General features: G+C 61.1%; 25 protein-coding genes. 15 read left to right on the top strand and 10 right to left on the bottom strand.

Features of this window, described 5'->3' with window-relative positions; translation table 11 throughout:
* Positions 1–336: 336 nt before the first annotated feature.
* The 3 genes from IVB13_RS15965 to IVB13_RS15975 all read left to right on the top strand — a co-directional run bounded on the left by IVB13_RS15965 (position 337) and on the right by IVB13_RS15975 (position 2469).
* Positions 337–699 (top strand): hypothetical protein, encoded by a 363-nt coding sequence (locus IVB13_RS15965; RefSeq protein WP_247489575.1) that lies wholly within the window; start codon positions 337–339, stop codon positions 697–699.
* 75 nt (positions 700–774) lie between these two features.
* The gene (locus IVB13_RS15970; protein WP_247489577.1) at positions 775–1050 is read left to right on the top strand and encodes a hypothetical protein; all 276 of its coding nucleotides are present in this window, start codon (positions 775–777) and stop codon (positions 1048–1050) included.
* 156 nt (positions 1051–1206) lie between these two features.
* The gene (locus tag IVB13_RS15975; protein ID WP_247489578.1) at positions 1207–2469 is read left to right on the top strand and encodes a hypothetical protein; all 1263 of its coding nucleotides are present in this window, start codon (positions 1207–1209) and stop codon (positions 2467–2469) included.
* A gap of 12 nt (positions 2470–2481) precedes the next feature.
* Here IVB13_RS15975 and IVB13_RS15980 read toward each other — a convergent pair whose 3' ends face one another.
* Positions 2482–3105, bottom strand: coding sequence for a transglutaminase-like cysteine peptidase (locus tag IVB13_RS15980; protein WP_247489580.1), 624 nt, complete (start codon positions 3103–3105; stop codon positions 2482–2484).
* A gap of 192 nt (positions 3106–3297) precedes the next feature.
* On the opposite strand from IVB13_RS15980, the gene IVB13_RS15985 reads away from it, so the two are divergent.
* Together IVB13_RS15985 and IVB13_RS15990 are read left to right on the top strand one after the other, a co-directional pair.
* On the top strand, positions 3298–4035 hold the full coding sequence (locus tag IVB13_RS15985) for a metallophosphoesterase family protein (RefSeq protein ID WP_247489583.1): 738 nt from the start codon (positions 3298–3300) through the stop codon (positions 4033–4035).
* 183 nt (positions 4036–4218) lie between these two features.
* Positions 4219–4758 carry a hypothetical protein gene (locus IVB13_RS15990; protein ID WP_247489584.1) on the top strand — a complete coding sequence of 180 codons (540 nt, stop codon included), beginning with the start codon at positions 4219–4221 and terminating at the stop codon, positions 4756–4758.
* 39 nt (positions 4759–4797) lie between these two features.
* Here IVB13_RS15990 and IVB13_RS15995 read toward each other — a convergent pair whose 3' ends face one another.
* Positions 4798–5238: a hypothetical protein gene (locus IVB13_RS15995; RefSeq protein ID WP_247489586.1), complete on the bottom strand. Its 441-nt coding sequence runs from the start codon at positions 5236–5238 to the stop codon at positions 4798–4800.
* 142 nt (positions 5239–5380) lie between these two features.
* Between IVB13_RS15995 and IVB13_RS16000 the strand changes: the two genes are divergently transcribed.
* Both IVB13_RS16000 and IVB13_RS16005 read left to right on the top strand, forming a co-directional pair.
* On the top strand, positions 5381–5773 hold the full coding sequence (locus IVB13_RS16000; RefSeq protein WP_247489588.1) for a hypothetical protein: 393 nt from the start codon (positions 5381–5383) through the stop codon (positions 5771–5773).
* A gap of 771 nt (positions 5774–6544) precedes the next feature.
* Positions 6545–7744 (top strand): hypothetical protein, encoded by a 1200-nt coding sequence (locus IVB13_RS16005; RefSeq protein WP_247489589.1) that lies wholly within the window; start codon positions 6545–6547, stop codon positions 7742–7744.
* A gap of 111 nt (positions 7745–7855) precedes the next feature.
* Here the strand turns inward: IVB13_RS16005 and IVB13_RS16010 are convergent, their stop codons facing one another.
* The 4 genes from IVB13_RS16010 to IVB13_RS40200 all read right to left on the bottom strand — a co-directional run bounded on the left by IVB13_RS16010 (position 7856) and on the right by IVB13_RS40200 (position 9195).
* A complete protein-coding gene (locus IVB13_RS16010) occupies positions 7856–8131 on the bottom strand; it encodes a hypothetical protein (RefSeq protein WP_247489591.1) in 276 nt (91 codons plus the stop codon).
* A 203-nt stretch (positions 8132–8334) separates the two neighbouring features.
* Complete coding sequence (locus IVB13_RS16015) at positions 8335–8751, bottom strand: hypothetical protein (protein WP_247489593.1); 417 nt, start codon at positions 8749–8751, stop codon at positions 8335–8337.
* 41 nt (positions 8752–8792) lie between these two features.
* Complete coding sequence (locus IVB13_RS16020) at positions 8793–9068, bottom strand: hypothetical protein (protein ID WP_247477517.1); 276 nt, start codon at positions 9066–9068, stop codon at positions 8793–8795.
* Entirely contained in the window at positions 9061–9195 is a 135-nt protein-coding gene (locus IVB13_RS40200) for a hypothetical protein (protein WP_256467282.1), read from the bottom strand. The genes IVB13_RS16020 and IVB13_RS40200 overlap by 8 nt, the downstream gene beginning before the upstream one ends.
* A gap of 869 nt (positions 9196–10064) precedes the next feature.
* Between IVB13_RS40200 and IVB13_RS16025 the strand changes: the two genes are divergently transcribed.
* The 3 genes from IVB13_RS16025 (at position 10065) to IVB13_RS16035 (ending at position 12911) form a co-directional block, all read left to right on the top strand.
* Positions 10065–10238, top strand: a complete 174-nt coding sequence (locus IVB13_RS16025) for a hypothetical protein (protein ID WP_162847250.1) — start codon at positions 10065–10067, stop codon at positions 10236–10238.
* Between the two features lie 636 nt (positions 10239–10874).
* On the top strand, positions 10875–12425 hold the full coding sequence (locus IVB13_RS16030) for an EAL domain-containing protein (protein WP_247489595.1): 1551 nt from the start codon (positions 10875–10877) through the stop codon (positions 12423–12425).
* Positions 12426–12545: 120 nt separating this feature from the next.
* The gene (locus IVB13_RS16035; RefSeq protein ID WP_247489597.1) at positions 12546–12911 is read left to right on the top strand and encodes a VanZ family protein; all 366 of its coding nucleotides are present in this window, start codon (positions 12546–12548) and stop codon (positions 12909–12911) included.
* A 44-nt stretch (positions 12912–12955) separates the two neighbouring features.
* Here IVB13_RS16035 and IVB13_RS16040 read toward each other — a convergent pair whose 3' ends face one another.
* Positions 12956–13354: a CHRD domain-containing protein gene (locus IVB13_RS16040; protein ID WP_039799634.1), complete on the bottom strand. Its 399-nt coding sequence runs from the start codon at positions 13352–13354 to the stop codon at positions 12956–12958.
* Between the two features lie 196 nt (positions 13355–13550).
* Positions 13551–13835 carry a hypothetical protein gene (locus IVB13_RS16045; protein WP_085384365.1) on the bottom strand — a complete coding sequence of 95 codons (285 nt, stop codon included), beginning with the start codon at positions 13833–13835 and terminating at the stop codon, positions 13551–13553.
* A gap of 239 nt (positions 13836–14074) precedes the next feature.
* Between IVB13_RS16045 and IVB13_RS16050 the strand changes: the two genes are divergently transcribed.
* Both IVB13_RS16050 and galE read left to right on the top strand, forming a co-directional pair.
* Complete coding sequence (locus IVB13_RS16050) at positions 14075–14224, top strand: hypothetical protein (RefSeq protein WP_247489599.1); 150 nt, start codon at positions 14075–14077, stop codon at positions 14222–14224.
* A 6-nt stretch (positions 14225–14230) separates the two neighbouring features.
* Entirely contained in the window at positions 14231–15223 is a 993-nt protein-coding gene (galE, locus tag IVB13_RS16055) for a UDP-glucose 4-epimerase GalE (protein ID WP_247489601.1), read from the top strand.
* Positions 15224–15263: 40 nt separating this feature from the next.
* On the opposite strand, the gene IVB13_RS16060 is transcribed toward galE, so the two are convergent.
* Positions 15264–15722: a hypothetical protein gene (locus IVB13_RS16060; protein ID WP_085359789.1), complete on the bottom strand. Its 459-nt coding sequence runs from the start codon at positions 15720–15722 to the stop codon at positions 15264–15266.
* Positions 15723–15909: 187 nt separating this feature from the next.
* Between IVB13_RS16060 and IVB13_RS16065 the strand changes: the two genes are divergently transcribed.
* The 3 genes from IVB13_RS16065 (at position 15910) to IVB13_RS16075 (ending at position 19157) form a co-directional block, all read left to right on the top strand.
* On the top strand, positions 15910–16146 hold the full coding sequence (locus IVB13_RS16065) for a hypothetical protein (RefSeq protein ID WP_247489603.1): 237 nt from the start codon (positions 15910–15912) through the stop codon (positions 16144–16146).
* A 179-nt stretch (positions 16147–16325) separates the two neighbouring features.
* Entirely contained in the window at positions 16326–16997 is a 672-nt protein-coding gene (locus IVB13_RS16070; protein WP_247489604.1) for a hypothetical protein, read from the top strand.
* An 18-nt stretch (positions 16998–17015) separates the two neighbouring features.
* The gene (locus IVB13_RS16075) at positions 17016–19157 is read left to right on the top strand and encodes an adenylate/guanylate cyclase domain-containing protein (RefSeq protein ID WP_247489606.1); all 2142 of its coding nucleotides are present in this window, start codon (positions 17016–17018) and stop codon (positions 19155–19157) included.
* A 35-nt stretch (positions 19158–19192) separates the two neighbouring features.
* On the opposite strand, the gene pobA is transcribed toward IVB13_RS16075, so the two are convergent.
* Positions 19193–20365 (bottom strand): 4-hydroxybenzoate 3-monooxygenase, encoded by a 1173-nt coding sequence (gene pobA / locus IVB13_RS16080; protein WP_085359785.1) that lies wholly within the window; start codon positions 20363–20365, stop codon positions 19193–19195.
* Positions 20366–20373: the final 8 nt, after the last annotated feature.

Genomic DNA, 20373 nt, shown 5'->3' on the forward strand with positions numbered 1-20373 from the left:
TGCGCCAACGCCACTACCACGGAACCGAACTAACCCTTTGTGACTGTTTGTTGTAATTCGTGTGCCCGATCGGCAGGCATACGCTCAACCCATGGGCGAGGCTTTCTCAACCCCACCCGTCTCTGCTATTGCTCCGGGTGTCTCAATGCGGAGCTCCCGGCGTTGCTTTTACCGCTACCTTCCCTCGCAATGGCAGGATGGCTGCTCACCGGCGCAGGATCAGCAATCGGTTCTGGCCCGTTGGAAGCCTCGTCCATTCAGGTGGCGTCGTCCGCTTCCGTTTGGAAATTCACCCGCACCCAAGGGACCAAGGAGGGCGAGACTTTCGCCTCCGTCATGAAGACCGCCGATACAGCCCAATCCGACGCGGACTTCGCCGGCCTGATCGTCCGCTGCGCGCCCCAGGGCAAGATCGACGTGTTGGTGGCCTTGATCCGGCCCTTCCCGCCCAGAAGCCACCCCAAGGTCACGCTTTCCTCCGCGGCGGGAGGCACCTTGACGTTCGAGGCCAGCATGGCCGCTGCGGGGGCCGCCGTGCTGCTGCCTGACGAGGTCTCCGCCTTTGCCGCCGGCAAGTGGCAGACGGCGCCCTCACTTTCCGTATTGGTCAAGGAGAGCGACAGCGAAATCAAAGGCGTGGTGGCTTTGAACGGGCTTCGCGAAGCCTATCATTCGCTGCTGGCAAATTGCGGCCAATAGACAAAATTTAGCCATACCACTTAACGGTCTTTTCAGGGTCGGGAACCTAAGGTCCGGAGCACGGAGTGTTTCGGAATGACCGAGCTTTTGATTTTTTGTTTTCTTGTAGGTGCAGTGCTGGGCCAACGCTTTCGCGTCTTGGTGCTCCTGCCGCTGACTTTGGTGATGATGCTTGCCGCCATTCCCGTTGGATGGGTGGCCAATGTCAGCTTCCTTGAAGGCTTGAAGAACCTGGTGCTCGCGGCCGTTGCTCTCCAGGCCGGTTATTTGTTCGGCTCGGCAGCGCGCTTTGCCCTCGCCAGCGCGCGTGCCGCCCGGGTGTTTGCTCGGCCGGTCAACACCGTTCGCTGATCTCGTTGGCGGAAGATTCAAGAGCTCGCCTGCGCAGCGCGAGGCGAAGCTTGGTTGCGCGTGAGCCCCGTTCGTTGAGAGCAGACCGCTGTTTGAAATCCGATCGACCGCTTGTATGGTGAGCTGATCTGTTCAGGATTCCTTCGAGCGCGCCGTTTGTCCTTCGCTTATTTTACCCTCATCGTTGCCGTTGTTTCTGCTTCCGCTCTCGAAATGGCCGGCGCCAAGTTTGGCGCACAGCTCGGGATGATGGCGGCAGGGCTCGGGCTGTTGACAGCGTCTCTTAACGCGCGGAAAGCTGACCGCGATCACTATGAGCGTGGCACGGCCTGGGTTCGCTGGATCTTCATCGCGATCCCCCTGTGCGTTGCGATCCAGTTGCTTCCGGTCTGGCTTGCGCTCGCCCACCCGATCTGGACCAGCACCCATGACGCTTTGGGCGACTTGCCGTTCGGCTATATCACCGCCGATCTAGGTCTGACGTTGAACGCGCTATTCCTTGCGCTTGCCGCCATCTCCTTGATCGGAGTTACGATCCTGGTCGCCCGGGACCGCAGGCGCGCCGAACTGGTCCTGTTCGTTCTAAGCGGCGTGACGAGCCTTGCGGCCTTGCTTCTGGATATTCGCCGCAGCTCGCCCGCGGGGAGCACACCGCCCGACCTCGCAACGACCTTCGCCGGCTTGGGTCTTCTGCTCAATCTAGCGGTGATGCAGCTTGCCGCGGAACGCGCCGAGACACGTCATGCCGTTGCTCGCTCGGTGGCGATCGGCCTCTGTGGCCTGGTCGGAGCTCTGGTCTCGGGCGCTGCGATCTTTGGCCTCTCAGGTACCAACAGCGCGATCGCCGGGGGCTTTGGTGTGGTGGTGGTCTTGCTCGTTCTAACCGTTCGCAGGTTGGATTTGTCTACCCTTGCTGCCGCCGCGCTGACCATAGCCGCTTTGATAGGCGCGGGCATTATCCTGATCTTCCTCTTCGAAAAGAGCTCCGGGCCAATGCTGTTGCGGCTTGTTGGCGATGTCCCAGTTGAAACGAAAGCCGCGATTGAGCGGATGCTGGCCGACACACGATGGTTCGGTTCGGGTGCAGGGACGTTTGTGGGTTTGGGGCGGATCTATCAAACCGATGCAGGGGCGGCATTGGCCGCGCCCTCGGCGGCCGCTGCGATCTATTCGGAGATGGGGTGGATCGGTCTTGCTGGCGCGGTGATCGTTGCCCTGACGCTTGTGGTGCGCCTGGTCCTCGGTGCCATGCAGCGCGGCCGCGATTCGTTTTTCCCTGCGGCGTCGGCGGCCTGTCTGCTCTTTGCGCTGGTCGAGAGTTTCGCCGGTCCGGGACTGCTGCACCCATCAGCAGTCCTTTGCCTTGCGGTGATCGCGGGACTGGGATTGTCGCAGAGCGTCAGCCAGTCCTCACGGTAGACGCGCCGGTCATCAGGCGTTGCGATCGCCGCCAAGTGAGGCCCAGTAGTTCGGATTCTTGGGCATCTGGATGCGGACCCAGCGATAGGATTTCTTCGACCAGGGGAGGATATGCCCGGTGAGATTGTCCAGCACGAGATCGCCGGAGAACGTGCGCACCACAACCACAAGATGATGCTCACCCCAGGTCGTCACGACCTCGCTGAGCAACACCGAGCGCGCTGGGAAGCCCTTAGCGATCAGATCGTGACGCTTTGTCACGGCGTAATCGTTGCAGTCGCCGCTGGCAGGATGCAGCAGCCACTTCTCGCCGCGCAGCCCTTCCGAATTGGGCTCGGGTCGGATCGCGCTATTGACCCGCTGATTGACCTCCTGAAGCAGAGCCAGCCGCTCGGCCGTGAGCTTTAGACGACCGCCCCTGAACACGATTTGCCCCGGTCGCGGCTTACACTCGCCCTCGTATTTCAGGCAAAAGAGCGTGAAAGCCATCGGCGCCAAGGTCGGCTGGTCGAACTTGATGTACTGGATGGCGCCGCGCAACGCCAACGGCGCACCAACAAAGGCGGCCTCGGCCTTGTGCTGGCCCGCAGCCAACAGAGCGGCGGCAACCGCCAGGAACTTTAAAGTTTTGCGCATGTCGCGCTCCCCATTCTTGTTGGGGAAACGCTACGCGAGACCTCTTGAAATACGGCTCAAAGGCCCGGTGGCCCTTGAATCAAAACGCGCGCAAGTCGTTTGGAAACAATTAGGAATACCGATCCCTAACATGTTCTGCTAAGAGCGATCACAACGTCCGTTCCCGATGGCTGATGCGATTCGACCGATCTGATGGGCCTATCCAAACGCTTTACAAGAAAGATCAAGCCCCGACTTCCCGATGGCATCCGGATCTACGCAATCGGGGACGTGCACGGACGCGCCGATTTGCTTCAATCCCTCTTAACCGTCATTGACGCCGACCTTGCCCGATCCAACCCCGGGCGAGCCATCCAGGTCTTTCTCGGCGACTATGTCGACCGGGGTCCGGACTCACGCGCCGTGCTTGATCTCCTGATCGAACGCTCGAAGTCGCATGAGACGGTCTGTCTCAAGGGCAACCACGAGATCTTCCTGCTCGAGGTCCTCAAGGATCCGGCAAGATTGCAGGAATGGCGCCATTACGGAGGCCTGCTGACCCTTGTCTCCTACGGCATTAACCCGACGATGAATCCGACGCCGGAGGAGCAAATTGAGTTGATCGAAGGCTTGAGGCGCGCGCTTCCGCCGGAACATCTTTCGTTTCTTCAGCAGCTGCGCTCGTCCTTCGCGTGCGGCGACTTCTTTTTTGTTCACGCCGGCGTCAAGCCCGGGGTAGCTCTCGAGCGTCAAAAGGAGGAGGATCTGCTCTGGATCCGCGAGGAATTCCTCGAGTCCGACAGACGCTTCGGCAAATATGTCGTTCACGGCCATACCCCGGTCAGCGCTCCGGATATCCGGCCAAACCGGATCAATATCGATACCGGCGCTTACGCCACCGGCAACTTGACCTTGCTCACGATCCAAGGCGATAGTCTGCTCGCAATTTAGGGCTTTTGCAGAGTTGCTGGCCAGCTCCCGCGCTCCGTCTCACGAGCATCTCGAACTCTTATGAGCCGCATGATCTTGCTTCGCATCGTTGGCGTCTGCATCGCAGTGATATTGCTGCTTTATGCCGGATTGGGACTTTATGGCGATCTCACGCGATCGAACTTTCGGGCGAGCGATTTGTTCTTGGGCGAGTTTCCGCCCGAGAAGGCCGATGTAGCCTCATCGGGCGTTCTGGCGCCCGTTTCATTCGAGGGCGACTTGCTCGCGAACTACGCGGCAGCGAAAGCCGCGGACTTTCTTCACCATCCCGCAGCCGATGCGAACAGCAGAGCTACCGAGAACAAGGCGGCCCAGGATGCCGTGGTTGCGGCCCTGAAAGTATCGCCCATCCGGCCCGCGCTTTGGCTCACGCTCGGCACGCTGAAGGCCCAGTCGGGTGAGCTAGTGACGCCCGCAGTGAAAATGTCTTACCTGGCCGGCGCGGTGCCGATCGCCGCCGCCTTCGCACGGCTCCAAACCGTCACCTCGAGCGCGGCGGCAGCCGACGAAGAGATCAAGCTTCTGGCGCAATCGGACGTTCGCTCGGCGCTTGCCAACCGCTCTCGCTACGAGCAGCTCCTGATCTCTGCCTACCTGCAGGCGACGCCGCAAGGCAAGTCGCTGCTTCTGGAGGCCACGCAGGGGACCGATCCGAAGTTCAATCAGATCTTGCGGCGGTACTGATGTTCGAACGCGACTTAGCCTTCTGACTTGCAGTGAATTTCAACGCGTCGCTTTTGGCGCGATCGGCACGAAATCCTGCTCACGGCGCGGTTGATCCGGTCGCCCCTGGTAGACGAACATGCCCTTCTTGGTCGAGACGATGTCGCCGCGCTGCAAGCTGTCGTCGTTGAGGAGGCGTTCGGTCGCGACAAGGTCCGGATCCTCCGGGACCGGTTTATAGAGCTCTGGATGGTCCCGCCGCTCGCGCGAAACCTCCTTGGCTCGTCGCCGCGCATCTTCGATACGCTGACGCCATTCGTCACGGCTGACTTCCGGCTCGCTTGGTGGAAGATAGTCGTTGACCGAGGGCTTCGGCTCGGTCTGGGCAAAACACGACGCCGGACTGGCGAGACCGAAGCCGATCGCAGCGGCAACGGTCAGAACCGCTCCAGACAGCCGCCTTGCATGAGCTAGTGAGGTGTAGGGTCGCGCGGTTCGCACGCTGTAACTCCAGGGCAGAGCAACAAGAACGAGCAAGGGCGGGAAACTTCTCGTCCATTCCATTCAATGTATATGCTTGCCGATTGCACGAAAGCCAAATCGCGGGCAAGCTTCGTGCTTTAGCTCGCGAGGGTATTGACCAGTGGTCCGCAACATTATTTTCCTAATTCTGACGATTTTTTTGGGGACTCACTTTGCAACAGCAGGCCAGATCGAATACCCGCAAGTGATCCATACGCAATACGAAGCCGTTGATCAGAAGGCCGGCGGTCACTTCGTGCTGTGGTCAGAGCGGGAAAAGATCTTCTATGGCCTCGACCAGAAGCATTTCCCGGGAGCTCGGTTCGTCGACATCACCCAGGTAACTCCAAGCGTGGGGTCGATCACGCTGACGTATGTCGAGGTGCGGACCGTCAGCAGCACGACGTCGGACTATTTGTATCTGGCGGGAAATGTCCGTTTCCGCGTCAGCGGAATGGCTCTCAAATCCAGCAACTTCCCCGCCGGCGGCGGAATGACACCCAACGCACAGTAGGCGACTAGCGCCTGCTCGACCCACTACCCCGCGTTCTGTTGCCGTAATAGGGGCGCGCGCGCCCTCCACTGATCAGAGGCGGCTGAATCTGGCTTGGGATATTCCGCGTAGCCGTGCTCGGCGCGGGCTGCGAGGGATTGACGATGATGACATTTCGGTTGGGGGTCGACGGATCATTGACCCCCTGGGCCAAAGCGCTTGGAGCCCAGATGCTTGGGCCCCACGTGCTTGCGGTCACAAAAAGCGCAACTGCGGTCAGGACTAATCGTTTCATGAGATGCCTCCCAAGCGAGAACATCGGGAGGCGATCACCGTTCCTTCACGGTTGCTTGGGTCGTCATTGCCGAGGCACGGCGATCAACTTGCCGTCTCTCCAGACCCCCTGAGCCGCCATCCCGCTCGGCAGCTTGCCCGGCGCCAGGTTTCGGGTGGCTGTGGGTCGTGAGGCGCTCTGGGCCGTTTGGGTTTTCTTCGTAGGGGTGGTCACGATGCTGGTGCTGGTCAAATTGGCCTTGTCCTTGGTCCCTTGTGCAAAAGAAGGTTGCACCAGGAGAGCCACAAACGTGAGTGCTATGAAACCGTGGCGCATGATCAAAATACCGGAAAGAGGAGCTCATCGGACTGTCACAGCTTTCTGCCCAAAAGCAAGCCCCGAAGCTGTTCGACATGGGCTCTTGCAAGGCTGGCGATGAGAACGGCTTTCGCAGCGATGGGATTTGACGCGGAAAAGCCTAGCGAAACAGCCTGTTCCGGGTTACTTGATCGGCCTTGATGACCGACCCCAGCGACACCGCCGCCGGCGCGCCAAATACGCACGCGATCAAGGCCGGGTTTGTGCGTCTCCTGTCCGGGCGGATTCGCGACCTATCCGGCGACCCCCGGCAGATCCGCGAAATCGTATACGAGCTGGCTCGCATCAAGCTTCTGGAACAGTTCACCCATGGCGACGCGCGGGAATCGCGCGAGCTCCAGGAAGTGCTCGAACGCGCCATCCGGGAGGTTGAGCTTTCATTTGAACGCAGCGAGCGCGACGCACTGTCCAAAGCGCCTGACTCGGCTTTAGGCGTCGCTTCGCATCCCTCGCCACCCAGTCCGCCTCAGCCCGTTCCGCCCTCGCCGCCCGTCCCCAAGCCTGCGGAAACAGGGCGCGGTTCTGTCGCACCGCCAAGCCCGCCCGACCAATCTCGGCGAAGCGGCATCCTCAACTCCCTCATTCGATCAGCCGCCATCCTGGTCGTCATTGCCGGTGCCAGCGCGGCGGTTACTTATTGGCCGCGGTTGAGGACACAATCCCTCGCATTGTGGCAGTCCGCGACGCTGTCCAAGCGCACCTCCACAAGCCCCGAGCCTCACCCCACCGTGGCTGTGACTCCATCGAGCGGTGAGAGCGTCGAACGGACACCGGATCAACCGAAGGAGCCGGTGACGGCTGCGCAACCCTCGATGCCGTTGCCAACGACCTTCGGCGTCTACGCCCTGAGCGAGGGCCAGCTCCAGGAGCTCAAGCCGGTCCCCGGGAAGATTCCGGATCGTCGTGTCGCGATCTCAGCAGCAATCACCACGCCCAGCGCGACGACCCTGACAAGCGGAGATGTCAGCTTCATTGTTTTCAGGCCCGACGGTGGTGTCGATGCAACCGGGACCGAGGTTCGAGTAGTCGCAAAAGTCTCCCGAGCGATGGGCGTCGATGCAACCGGGAAAGCGGCCATGGTCACCGCCGGCGACACCTGGGTCATCCGCAGCATGTCCTTCCCTTACAAAGTAGGTCCGGTCGAGGATCAGCCGAGAATGCTATCGCTGCAGCCTGAGCAGGACGGCTTTACGCTTTCGCCGGGTCGCTACGTCGTGGTCGTCAAAGGTATGGGATATGACTTCACGGTGGCCGGGACGCCGACTGATCCCAACCAATGCGTCGAACGCATCAATGCAACGAACGGCGCGTTCTACTCCCCCTGCCCGCCACGACGCTGAAGCGCGATAGATTGGGATGAACCACAATCGCGCTGTCGGTCATGTTGAGCTGATGTTTTCGACCCGCTACGCTGCTCTTTCCGGTCATGCTCCCGGCGCGACGCGTTTCGTTCATTTCTTGGCCTTGGCGTCTTTAGGCGCATCCGCCGGCGCATCATCGACCTTGCCGTTGTTCGCAACGCATTTGCTGAAATAATCGCGCCGCTCCTTGGCTGTCCCTGCGCTGCCGGCAGCGGGATTGCCGATTTGCTTTGGGGGATAGGCCTTGGCCAAAGCTGCGTCGCATGCTCGCGCTACTTCTACCGTGACGGCCGAAGCCGTTACTGGCGCGCCAATAGCCAAAACAAATGCCAATCCCATCGACGTTTGCAAATTTCTGGAGATCACCTGGCTCGCTCCTTCAAACCGTCCGAGAACAGGACGGGACCATATCAAAACCGGCAGAAGAGCCAAACGGCAAAGCGGCGCCCGCATTGTCCCGTAGCAAAGCTGTTTAGCGAGAGATTATGCTTTCGGATCGAGATATCCATCGTGTCTGGACCTGCTGCGTTTTGCCAGACGGCAGGGTGCCGCCACACCTTCGATCCCAACTAGCTATTGAGCTGCGGCGGCTTCAGGTTCGGAAAGCGCGTGAGCATCGCGGTCCTGATAAACCTCAGATGAGCGATGGTGTTTGCCAATTTCTTGAGCCGCCGCTGGCCGTTGGAGATGTCGGCGGCAAAGAGATCTTGATGATGACTGTCGATCGGCTCCCGTTCGAGATATTCATCGGTGCCGTTTCCGAAGGTGACGGATGCACGCGCGAGTGCGTCATCAACACGTCGTCCGAGGCCGACCTGCTCCCTCTCCGCATCGCGCAATGCCGTATCGATCGCGACCATGACGGCTTCGATTCGAACGCGGTCGGTCTCCGCATCGCGCTCGATGGTACGGGCCTTGAAGCCTTTGTCCTCACGGCGGGAGCTGAGAAAATTGTGTGCGCGCGCTCTCAGGAACAGCTGAAACATTTGGGCCATCCCACGTTCGAGATTTGGACCGCTAACATCGGTCAGACATAGTTAACAAAGCTTGAAGCTTGTGGCTGCTCCGCCTGGCTTTGTACGATCCACGCCCGCCAGGCTCCTTCATGTTTGGAATAAAGCTCAAGCCATCGAGCTTCGTCCGCCGCGGCGGCTCCATCGCCCGGACCGATTTGAACCGTCTCTCCCGACGTGATGTCCAGCGCTTCGAACTCCGCCGTTTCCGGAAGCGACAGCCCTATCAGCACCCGTTTCCCTTGCGCATCAACGAAATACCTGCGGGGCGCGTTGTGCCTTTCAGTCATTCAAACGAGCCTCGTCCATGATCCAAGGACCTGGAAGATCTTTCAGGTGTCGATCATAGGCGCGAACGAAACCCATCAAAATAACGATGCAAATAATCGCGCCCAGCAATGCAATCAGATACGTCATTTACGCCTACCCTAACGCGGGCCCCGGAAAAATCGGGGCGGCTAAACTTCCGCCGTGAATCGAGATGTTCTAGGTGACATTGGCCAAGCTCTCAAGAATTGCGACAAGTTAACCTAACCGCACATGGTTATTCGATCATGCCACAGAGATCGCTCGGCAAACAGGCCAGGCACGAAATACCATCATTAGGAGGGCGACCGACTTCGTCCCGCCCCTGTTGCGGGAGTATAGGGCGCGTAGAGACGATATCTTGCCGATCGCTTGCGTGAGCGCCACGCCCTCGCACCATAGCCGCAAGCAAAACCGCCCGCGAAGATCGAACCCAAAACCACAATTGCCAACATTAGAACGCCCCATTTTTTCGGCGCGTTCCTCCCATTGCATTTCATCTTGTCGTTGTGACGACTTCAAGATCGGCACCGCTGAAAGTTTTGCCAGGCGATGACGAAATTTGTGCAAGGAGCTGATTGAAGTTTGGTCGTTGCCGGACAGCCGCGGGCCGGGGAATGACAAACGTCTCACTGATTGAAGTTGGATCCGGCCGGATGTTAATCGGGGTTCACGCAGTCAATGCAGCCTTCAGAACCGGCGGCCGACAATTCGGCTTCCAGCCATTCAAAGCGCGGTGACGGCCGCCGCTGATCAGCATTGACACCTCCGTGATAGTACGGAGCGACAAAGCCGGATTAGACGCGTTAAGGTTGAGCGGTTAGCTTAATCCGCGTTGTTTGTTGCGAATTCTTACTAATCACTTATCCCATCGTCTCACCGGGCTCCCCCAAGCTCGGCCCCACCCAAGCAAAGCCGTCGAGCGACATGGGTCCGCTTGGCGGCTTTGTCCTTGTCGCGACGAGAGGATGATTTCGGTTATGGCGCGCAAGCCCTGGTCGTTCAAGGAAGACCGCCGGCTGATGGAGTTGGCTAAGTCTTCGGCTTCATTGGAGGAGGCGGCGAAACAGCTCGGACGATCGCCCGATGCGATCAAGCGCATGGCCTTGCGCCTTGGTCTTTCGTTGAAAACGAAGGCGAGAAAAAAGGCCTAAGCGAGCGTGCGGCGGCTTCCGCCAACGACGTCATGATGGCCGCGGGCGCGCGATCGCCGGTTCTGACGAAGAACGAATGCGTCGTGTTGCTGATCGGACTAGAGCAAGGACCTCAAGGCAAGGTGAGGTCGCCGTCCGTCCCGAAGGCTCGACTCCGGCTACATGAAATAGATGCGCTCTAGCCCGGTTCGCCAGGGAACCGAACCAGCGCGCTCGCGTTGACTTCAACTTCATCGCGAGGTCTGGCCGTGGCCCATCTTGCCATTTCCGTCATTCTGGTCTGGTTGGCTATCAATATCGCCTTCGTGGTCTTGCGCTTGCGAGCCACCCGGCCACAGCATGGTGGCAGCCCTCGGCAGGCTTCCATCGCGCCCTACAATCCCGCACCCGCTTCCCTCCGCCATCGAATGGGCCGCCAGAACTTGGGAGCGGAAGGTTAAGAAGCATTTTCGATAGGGTCCCCGGTCCGGGGGCAGACGGGTCCCTCGCCTGCCCACCCCAAAGGCCGGTTCCACATGCCTCGCCCGCGCATTAAACCCTATCTTAGCGCGTCCTGATTAGGATCGGTCGACGCTTCCCTCTGTTCCGCCGGGCCGAATGAGATTGCAGCGACCGACTTTCGTATTTGCGGCGTTCGTGCTCGCGAGCACGGCCGCGTTCGGCGTGGCTGGCCACTTTGCGGCAACTTCGTTCATTCGGTACCAGCAGGCCCACCAGCTCGACGAATTGACCGAGGTGGTTCTGCGTCGCGCCGAATTTGCGGTCGACTTTGCCGGCGCGAGCCTGGGCGAACTCGCGCGGCGCGATCTTGCCGATTGTGGGCCCGCGACGCTGCAGGCGATCCGGCTCCACGTCTACCAACGTTCCGCGATCAAGGATGTGCGCCTCGTCAACCCGGATGGCTCAGTGATCTGCTCGGCCTATTCCGAAACGCTGGAATTCGACAAGGGATGGATCGACCGCCGCGATATGCTTCCCTCCCGCGACAAGAGCCTTTCGCTCTTCCGTGTTGAGCAATTCGGCGGCGATGCTCTGGGCGTGCTCAAAGACATCAACGGCAATGCCGCACTGGTCGCCATTCTTGGCGTCAACGCCAGCCTGTTCGACATCATGCCCGCCGAGTTGCGCGCCCACAGCGAAGTGATCCTCGCGTTGAGCAACGGCGAGAAACTTGGCGAATTCCTGCTCGATCCCGACAAAGCCTTGCAGGCCCCCATCGATCTCGACAAAAATTCAGCTCGATTCCCACTCCATGCGACCATTCGCCTCGAACGCGGCATCCTCTCGACGTGGAACAACGAGGCTTACTGGCCGACGCTGGCCGTAGCATTTGCAATCGGCGCCCTTTTCGGCGGGCTTTTCGCGCGGAGCCGCCGCATGGAAGGGCCCGTCGCCGATCTCGACCGCGGGCTGACCGCGAACGAATTCAAGCCGTACTACCAGCCCATCTTCGAGCTCAAGACCGGTCGGATCAAAGGCTGCGAGGTGTTGGCTCGGTGGCTCCTCAAAGACGGATCGGTCGTGCCTCCGATGAACTTCATCCCGCTCGCGGAATCCAGCGGCCGCATCCAGGTCATGACCTGGCAGATCCTGCGATCAGCGCTGTCGGATCTGCAGCCGCTGTTGAAAGCGAACAAGGATTTTAAGCTCTCCCTCAACGTCGTACCAAAGCATCTCTTGAGTGCGGGCTTCATTGAAACGCTCCGCCGCACGGTCATGGCGGCGCAAGTCTCCGCGCGCCAGATCGTCATCGAGGTGACCGAGCGCGACGAGCTCGACGACCTCGCACGCGCCGCAGCCGTGGTCAGCGAATTGCGGGACTACGGGTTTCGCGTCGCCATCGATGACGTCGGCGTCGGTCATAGCGGGCTATCCCGGCTCAAGGGCCTGGGCGCCAATACAATCAAGATCGACAAATTTTTCGTCGACACGATCACCGTGGACGCATCGACTGCCACGATCGTGGAGATGCTGGTCGCACTTGCGAAGGACCTCCAAATGACGGTGGTCGCGGAAGGCATCGAGACGGAGGAGCAGGTCCGGGCGCTTATTTCATCCGGCGTAGAGGAGGGGCAGGGCTATCTGGTCTCCGCCCCACTGCCCTTCCCTCGATTCAACGAGTTGGTCGAGTCACGCTGCTTGGCGCAGAGCGCTAAATTGCCGACCGACGCGGCGTTGGTGGCCTGAAAGGATTGAGCCGTTAACCCGGGACGGCAAACGCGCCGCGCCGCGCCCCTTGCTCAATCAGCCTTAACGATACTCTCATCTTTCAACGCGGCCTGGCTCCGGTCCGGCTATGGTCGTCCAATGCGCCGCAACCACCTTATCGCAGCCGCAGGCGTCTGCTTCGCGCTCATCGTCTATGCCACGCTTGCGAGACTGGCGGGGAGACCCGTGCTTATTGGCCATCACGAGGCTTATTGGGTCGTCGTGATCGAGCGCTTCAGCGCCTACGGGTTGCTGGGATTTCTCTTGTCCTTCCTGTTGCCCGGTCGGCTCACCCTCGAATGCTCGCTTGTCGTGGCCGTCGCAATGGGGCTGGAAATCCTGCAAGCGATGACGCCCGATCGTGATCCGGGTTTCCTGGACGTGCTGCAAAAAGCAGCAGGCGGGACCGTCGGGGTCCTCCTCGCTCAAACAATCCTGGCCTTCTTACCGAGGCCGCCCTCCTGAGCAGATGCATGGCCTGCACGTCTGCATCGGGGAAGTGACCGTCCTTATTTTATCATTTGTCCGCGTAGTTCACCGCCCGGGTTCGCGGCCGTATGAATGTTCGCATACCATTTCCCAGCCAGCAGGTCCGCAGCCTGAGCTTCGGTGAGCGTTGCGCTCCCCTGAATCGGGCTTTGGACCGTCTTGAACGGCAGCACGATGCCGGCGTTCTTGCCGGCCTCCACGGGGCCATGGAAATGTGCCCCCATGGCTGGCCCGGTCAAGCCGGCGAAGCTGACTGTGTAGGTCAGGGTTTTCGCCTCCGTATCGTAGGTCGCCTCGGCCTTGCCTGTTCCAGGCGAGTTGTTCGGAGGCACTTCATTGCTGCCTTTTAAATCGGCCTGCAACTTCACGAGCTCTGCATTTGCCGTTGCGGCTGTCATGATGATCAGCGCACCCAGCATCGCCGCTGCCAACAGTGTCGCGTAGCCTCGATCGCTGTCGTTCCTCATGGCATCCTCCTGCAGGCTCTACGGCCCGCTGCGGTTAAACCCCGGCCAGCAATGAAAATTCCGGATGGAGATTTATGCCTGATTCGGAACAACTATCGCGAGAATCTCGGCTCCTTATACCCGGAGCCTGATGGATTGCGTGCGGGAGCTAAGCCGAGCGGCGCCGGCCCAGGAACTGGTTCGGCGTCAGGAGTTCTGCCATCTGCCGATGGGTGGCCTGGAGCGCCTCGATGGCGCCGTCCAGATCAAAATCGGCGTCCCGGACAGAGGCGAAATATTTGGCCGTCAGCGCCAGATCGAGCTTGACGCGGGTTGCGCCGTCGCGGCTTTTGCGGCGGTCAAGTGACAAATGGATGGCCCGCATTCGTGCCTCGGCAGACGTGCAGCCGCTAAGCTCGGCGAGTTCGTCATAGGTCATCCAGATCTGTGCCATGTTTCAGTCACTCCTTTACTCGGCATCAGCTTAATTTTGGTTCTTAAAGCTTCGGTTGCCGCGATGCGCGCGCCCACCGTTTCGCAGCGATAGGGTCAATGCGAGCTAAACGAAGAAGGACGATCGTGCCGAGCCGCCGGTGGGTTGCATACAGCGAAGATCAATCTATGCTCACCAGATCGATCAACTATTGAACTGAGGCAATCGCATTGGGACAGGTCACTTCGGAAGCCCTCTCCTTGATTGATGTCGTCTCCCGTGGCGCCACGCGGCATGTCCTCGCCTTCCGCAAACGTCCCGCATGGCTGACGCTTGCGGTGCTCGCGCCGGGTGCCGATTTGGTGCTGGCCGCGGACGCATGGATGATCGTTGATTTCACCTCGAGGTAAGCAGACATGACCGACCGACCGACTGTCCTCGTTACGGGAGGCGCGGGCTATATCGGCTCGCATGCCTGTCGCGCCCTGACCGCCGCCGGCTATCAGCCCGTCGTTTATGACAATCTGTCGACAGGTCATCGCGGCTTCGTCGCCGGCCCGCTGGTAACAGGCGATCTGCTCGACGGCGCCACGCTGGCGCGCGCCTTCGCCGAGCACAAAATCATGGCGGTCATGCATTTCGCGGCGGCGAGTCTCGTCGGCGAGTCCATGACCGACCCGCAAAAGTACTACATCAACAATGTGCAGGGCACGCTGTCGCTATTGCAGGCGATGCGCAATGCGGGCTGCCATCGTATCGTGTTCTCCTCGACCGGCGCCGTCTACGGCAATGCCGATTCCAAGGAACTGCCGGAAGACTTCCCCTGCGCGCCGATCAACCCCTATGGCGCATCGAAGTGGATGATCGAGCGCATGCTCGCCGATTACCGCGCCGCTTACGGCTTCGGCGCGTTCTGCCTGCGCTATTTCAACGCCAGCGGCGCCGATCCTGCCGGCGGCATCGGCGAATTGCGTGACAATGAAACCCATCTCATTCCGCGCGCCATGATGGCATTACAGGGCCATGTCGATTTTGCCGTGTTCGGTCAGGACTACGACACGCCCGATGGCACCGCGATCCGCGACTACATCCACGTCACCGACCTCGCCGCAGCGCATGTCGCGGCGCTGAAGCTGCTGGAACAAGGGCATGCCGGCGGCAGCTTCAATCTAGGCACCGGCTCCGGCTTTTCGGTACGGGAGATCCTGACCGCCATCAGGCAGGAGACCGGGCGCGAGGTGCCCCACACCGTCAAACCGCGCCGCGCCGGCGATCCCACCTATCTGGTCGCCGATCCCTCCGCAGCGCGAAAAGCGCTGAATTTCGTGCCGCGATATTCGGATCTGCCGACTGTAATCCGCACCGCCTGGGCCTGGCACCAGAGGGCTCATCCGCTTAAGCAGCCCTGACAACATCCTCGAAGTCGATCAGGCGGGATAAGACGTGGCCTTATGGTCTATTCCGTTCTGAGCCGAGCGATCCCGGCGCAAACGGATGGCGCGATCGCGAACGGCCGTCGAGCCCCTTGGGCAGCTTGTCGGCGTTGAGCTTCACGACCGCACCTCGGGCGTCAACGGCCGGCACCTCGTCCTGGCTGTAGATGAGCGTCGCCTCGAAGGTCACATCGGGGGCCTGCTCGGCCGTTCCGGAACAGGTCGCCATCGCACCGCTGCACACGCCCGAGAGCTTGACCTCGACCTCGTCGAGCCCGAACACGGTCGGCGGCCCCTCGGCATGACGCCGCGTGGTCAGAACCGCCGTGAAGCGCTGCTCGTCAATTCGGTAAGAGCCTCCATAAGTGAAGAAGCTGTCGCTGCCGGAGATTCGTCCCTCCGCCAGATGCACGACGCCCGTGCCCTGACCGCGCGGGGTCCTGAACCAGGCCGCATATTTGCCGTCTCTCAGCATGAAAACATCCACCGTAAAACTCCAACGTATTTGCAACCAACTCTGGGGCGCGACAATGACCCGCGCGGGGAGCATTCCGCCACGGTTAACGCCCTGCAAAATCAACCCGTCAATTTGACGCCGAGGCGCAGCGACGCGGGCGCACGCTTCCCGTGCGGCGGGCAAGAAAGCTGGAGCTGGACCCTCGTTGCATACCGCGCTAAAAACGATCGGCGTGCCGACCTCGTTTGGCAGCACGCATATAACCGCTATCAACTCCAGCCAGCTCGTGACAGCTAGCCTGTCACGCTGGGAGGAAGTGGTCGAGATCGCCGCCGGTCAGCAGGCGACGCCGTATCAGAAGACCGAGGCTACGCTCGCGCCCATCATAGATATGGAGAGTGCAGCGGAGAGCCACCCGGTTGAGGCCGTCCCAGCCGAATGAAATTATCCATCCAGCTTGCCGGCGCACTGTCTTCTCGGGTCGCCGGCTTGAACCTCTTCCTGATAGAGTGCACCAATATCAAAGAGTGATTCCGGTCACACTTGCCTGGGCGTTTCGCTGCTAAGCATCGGGCCTGGATGGGGACCGGCAAATATTGGTCGAATTGGATGAGAATTGCCATGAAAAGCCTGATCGGCGCTGTTGTCGGCACATGCTGTCTTGCTGCTCCGGCTTTGGCGGAGAGCCCGACCGCCATCGTCGAGGACGTGCAAGGCAAGGTCGACGGTGTCGCGTTCATGGATTATGTGATGCCGGGCAAGATCATCAAGCTGGGGCCCAAGGCAACCATTACGCTCAGCTATCTCAAATCGTGCCAGCGCGAGACCATCAGCGAAGGCGTCGTCATGGTCGGCACCGAGCAGAGCACCGTGCAACTCGGCGAGGTCAAGCGGGAAAAGGTGCCCTGCGATACCAACGCGGCAAAACTGTCGGAGCGCGAGGCGAACCAGAGTGCCGCGACGACCTTCCGCACCATGCGGTCGGACGCCAAGGGCAGCGCTCCGGCCAAGCTGCCGACGCTCTACGGTGTCGCGCCGTTGGTGCAGGCGAAGAGCGGCAGCACCCTGGTGATCGAGCGCACCGATGGCAAGGAGCCCACGATCAGCGTGCCGCTCAAGAGCGAGACCATGGTCGGCGGCAAGTTCTATGACTTCGCCAAGGCCGGGAAGTCGCTGACGCCGGGCGGCAGCTATCTCGCCATCCTTGGCACCAAGCGTTATGCCTTCCAGGTCGATCCCAGCGCCACGTCGTCGCCGACGCCGATCGTGGGACGCCTGCTGCGGCTCGAATAGGCAGCTAGCGACGGGGCGATGCGGCGGATCGGCAGACGGGACATCGTTGCAGCGATCCTGATTGCGCTTCTTGCAGGCGCCGTCGTCACGTCTCCGCCGTTCCAGACGCTGCAGGGCCTGTCGCTCGACATCCTCACGGCACTGCGCGGCAAGCTCGTCGGCGACCACCGCGATCCCGCGACATCACCGGTCGTCGTCGTTGCCATCGACGGCGAGACCTACGACACTCCGCCGTTCCAGGGGTCGCCGACGCTGACCTGGACGCGCGAGATCGGCCGGGTGCTCGGCAGCATTGCCGACGGCGGCGCCAAGGTGATCGGCTTCGACGTCATCTTTCCGAGCTCGATCGAGCGGTCGGAGATTCCCTTTGGCGATGCGCCGCTTGGCGCGCGACTCAAGGGATTCGACCGAGACTATCTCATCGCCTTGCGGAAACTCTCTAGTGACGGCAAGCTGGTGCTGGGCGAGGTCCTCAGCAGCGATCATCCGGACCGCGCACAGCAATTGGCTGTGGGGAACAACGTCCGCGGCCTCAACGTCTATACCGATACCGACCATGTAATCCGGCGAATGCCGCTGAGTTTTCCTGTCGGCGACATGCCAGCTCCCGCAATGGCCGTCGAACTCGCCACCCGCGCGCTCGGCGCAAAACCGCAGACCGCGCCTTCTGGCGTGACTGCTTTGTCCGGCTATACGATCCCGAGCGCGGTGCCGAACACGCTAACGCTCAATTTCCGGGGGCTCGGCCGCGACGTGCCGACATATTCGTTCGCAGACCTGCACGCCTGCGTCGAGAAGAACGACCGCGACTTCTTCCGCCGCGCCTTCGGTGGCAAGATTGTGGTGCTCGGCACGATCCTCAATGTCGATGACCGCAAGATCACCTCGATGCGTCTTTCCGGCGGCTATGACGGAACGCCGGCCGCAAGATGCGCCCTGCCCGCACCGGCAACCACCGAACAAAAAGCCCGCAGCGACATCGCCGGTGTCTTCGTGCATGCCAACGCGGTGCGAAATCTGATCGAACGCGATGCGGTGACCGAGCTCGGCTTTCCACTGCGGAGCATTCTCACCATCGTGTTCGCAGCGATCGTGGCCTGCGCGGCCTGCGTGCTCGCACCGGGTGGCGCACTGATCGCATGGTTCGGCCTCACCGCTGTATACGCCGCTGTGGCTGTCGGTGCATTCGTCCATGCCTTGGCGCTGCCGCTGACGGAGCCGGCACTCGCAAGCCTTGCCGCGCTCGCGATGATGATCGGCTACCGTTTCGTGCTGGCCGATCGCGACGAGCGTTTCCTGCGCAGGAGCTTTGCGTTCTATCTCGCCCCCGAAGTGATCGACACCATGGTTGCCTCCGGCAAGATGCCGGCGCTCGGCGGCGAAATGCGCAACGTCACCATGTTCTTCTCCGACCTGAGTGGCTTCTCCTCCATCGCCGAGACGATGACGCCGGGCGAAGTGGTGACGCTGATGAACGAATATCTGTCGGCCATGACCGACATCATCGAGAGCCATGGCGGCTATGTCGACAAATATATCGGCGATTCCATTGTCGCCATGTTCGGCGCGCCCGCCGACGATCCCGCGCATGCGCGCCACGCCGTCCATGCCGCGCTGAAATGTCACGCAAAGCTGGCGGAGCTCAACGCCGGCAGCGCCGCTTTCGCCGGCCGCGGCCTGTCGCACCGCATCGGGCTCAACAGCGGCGAGGCTGTCGTCGGCAATATCGGCTCCCGCCGCCGCTTCAACTACACCGTGATGAGCGACACCGTGAACGTCGCCTCGCGGCTCGAAGGCGCCAACAAATATTATGGCACCGCAATCATGGCTTCAGAAACGACTGTCGCGCAGACAGGCAATACTTTCACCTGGCGCGAGCTCGACGCCATCAAAGTGATAGGACGCGGCGAGGCGATCAAGGTGTTCGAGCCCCTCGCGGAGAAGGGCACGGAGAGTGCCGGGCAGACGAAGGTTGCCGCCGCGTATGCGGAAGGGCTGGCGTGCTGGCGGGCAAGGGAGTTTGCGAAGGCGGCTGATGCGTTCGGGCGAATGGCGGAAATGGATCCGGCGTCAGCGCTTTTTGGCAAGCGCGCGACTGCGCTCGCTACAAATCCACCGGGGTCGGATTGGACGCCGGTGAACATCCTAGAAGGAAAGTAGCGCAGCGTCCCACCGCTTTTCGGGTCCACTCCCCGCTAGAACGGCAACCCCACGTAATTCTCCGCCAGCAGACGCTGCGCCGTCTCGGACGACAGCAGATATTCCAGCTCCGTCTGCTGAAGCCTCTCTTCATACTCGGAACGGTCGGGGAAGCGATGCAGCAGCATCGTCATCCACCACGAAAAGCGTTGCGCCTTCCAGATCCGCGCCAGCGCCTTGGCGGAATAGCCCTGGAGCCCGGAATCATCGCCCTTCTGATAATGCGCGAGCATGGCGTGGTAGAGATAATAGATGTCGGAGCCGGCGCTGTTCAGCCCGCGCGCGCCGGTCGGCGGCACGATGTGGGCGGCATCGCCGGCGAGAAACAGGCGGCCGTAGCTCATCGGCTCGGCGACGAAGCTGCGCAACGGCGCGATGCTCTTCTCGATGGACGACCCAGTGATCAGGCGATCGCCGACCTCGTGCGGCAAACGGCGCTTCAGCTCGGCCCAGAACGCATCGTCGCTCCAGTCCTCCACCTTGTCGGTGAGCGGCACCTGGACGTAGTAGCGGCTCAGCACTTGCGACCGCAAGGAACACAGCGCGAAGCCGCGCTCGTGCTTCACATAGATCAGCTCCGGCGACACCGGTTTCGTGCGCGACAGCACGCCGAGCCAACCGAACGGATAGATCTTCTCGTATTCCCGCAGCACGTCCTTCGGGATCGACTTCCTGCTGACGCCGTGAAAGCCGTCAGCGCCGACGATATAGTCGCAATCGACTCGGACGGTTTCGGCATTCGAACGATAGGTCACGTACGGCTGGTCCGAGGTCAGGTCATGCGGCGTCACGTCCTCGGCATTGTGCACGACGTTGCCGCCAAGGCGATCGCGCGCCTCGTAGAGGTCGCGCGTCAGCTCGGTCTGGCCGTAGACCAGCACCGAATTGCCGCCGGAATGCTTGTGGAGGTCGATCTGGGAGAGCACCCCGTCATGGGCGATCTCGAATCCCTTGTGGATCTCGCCCTCGCGGTCCATCCGCTCGCCGCACTGTGCCTCGCGCATCAGCCTGGCGAAGCCGTGCTCGAGCACGCCGGCGCGGATCCGGGCAAGCACGTGGTCGCGGCTGTACTTTTCCAGCACGACCGTGTCGATGCCCTTGAGGTGCAGGAGCTGGGACAACAGCAGCCCGGACGGCCCGCCGCCGATGATACAGACCTGGACTTTCATTTTTGCGT

The organism is Bradyrhizobium sp. 17 (assembly GCF_023073515.1).
Taxonomy (GTDB): Bacteria; Pseudomonadota; Alphaproteobacteria; order Rhizobiales; family Xanthobacteraceae; genus Bradyrhizobium; species Bradyrhizobium canariense_D.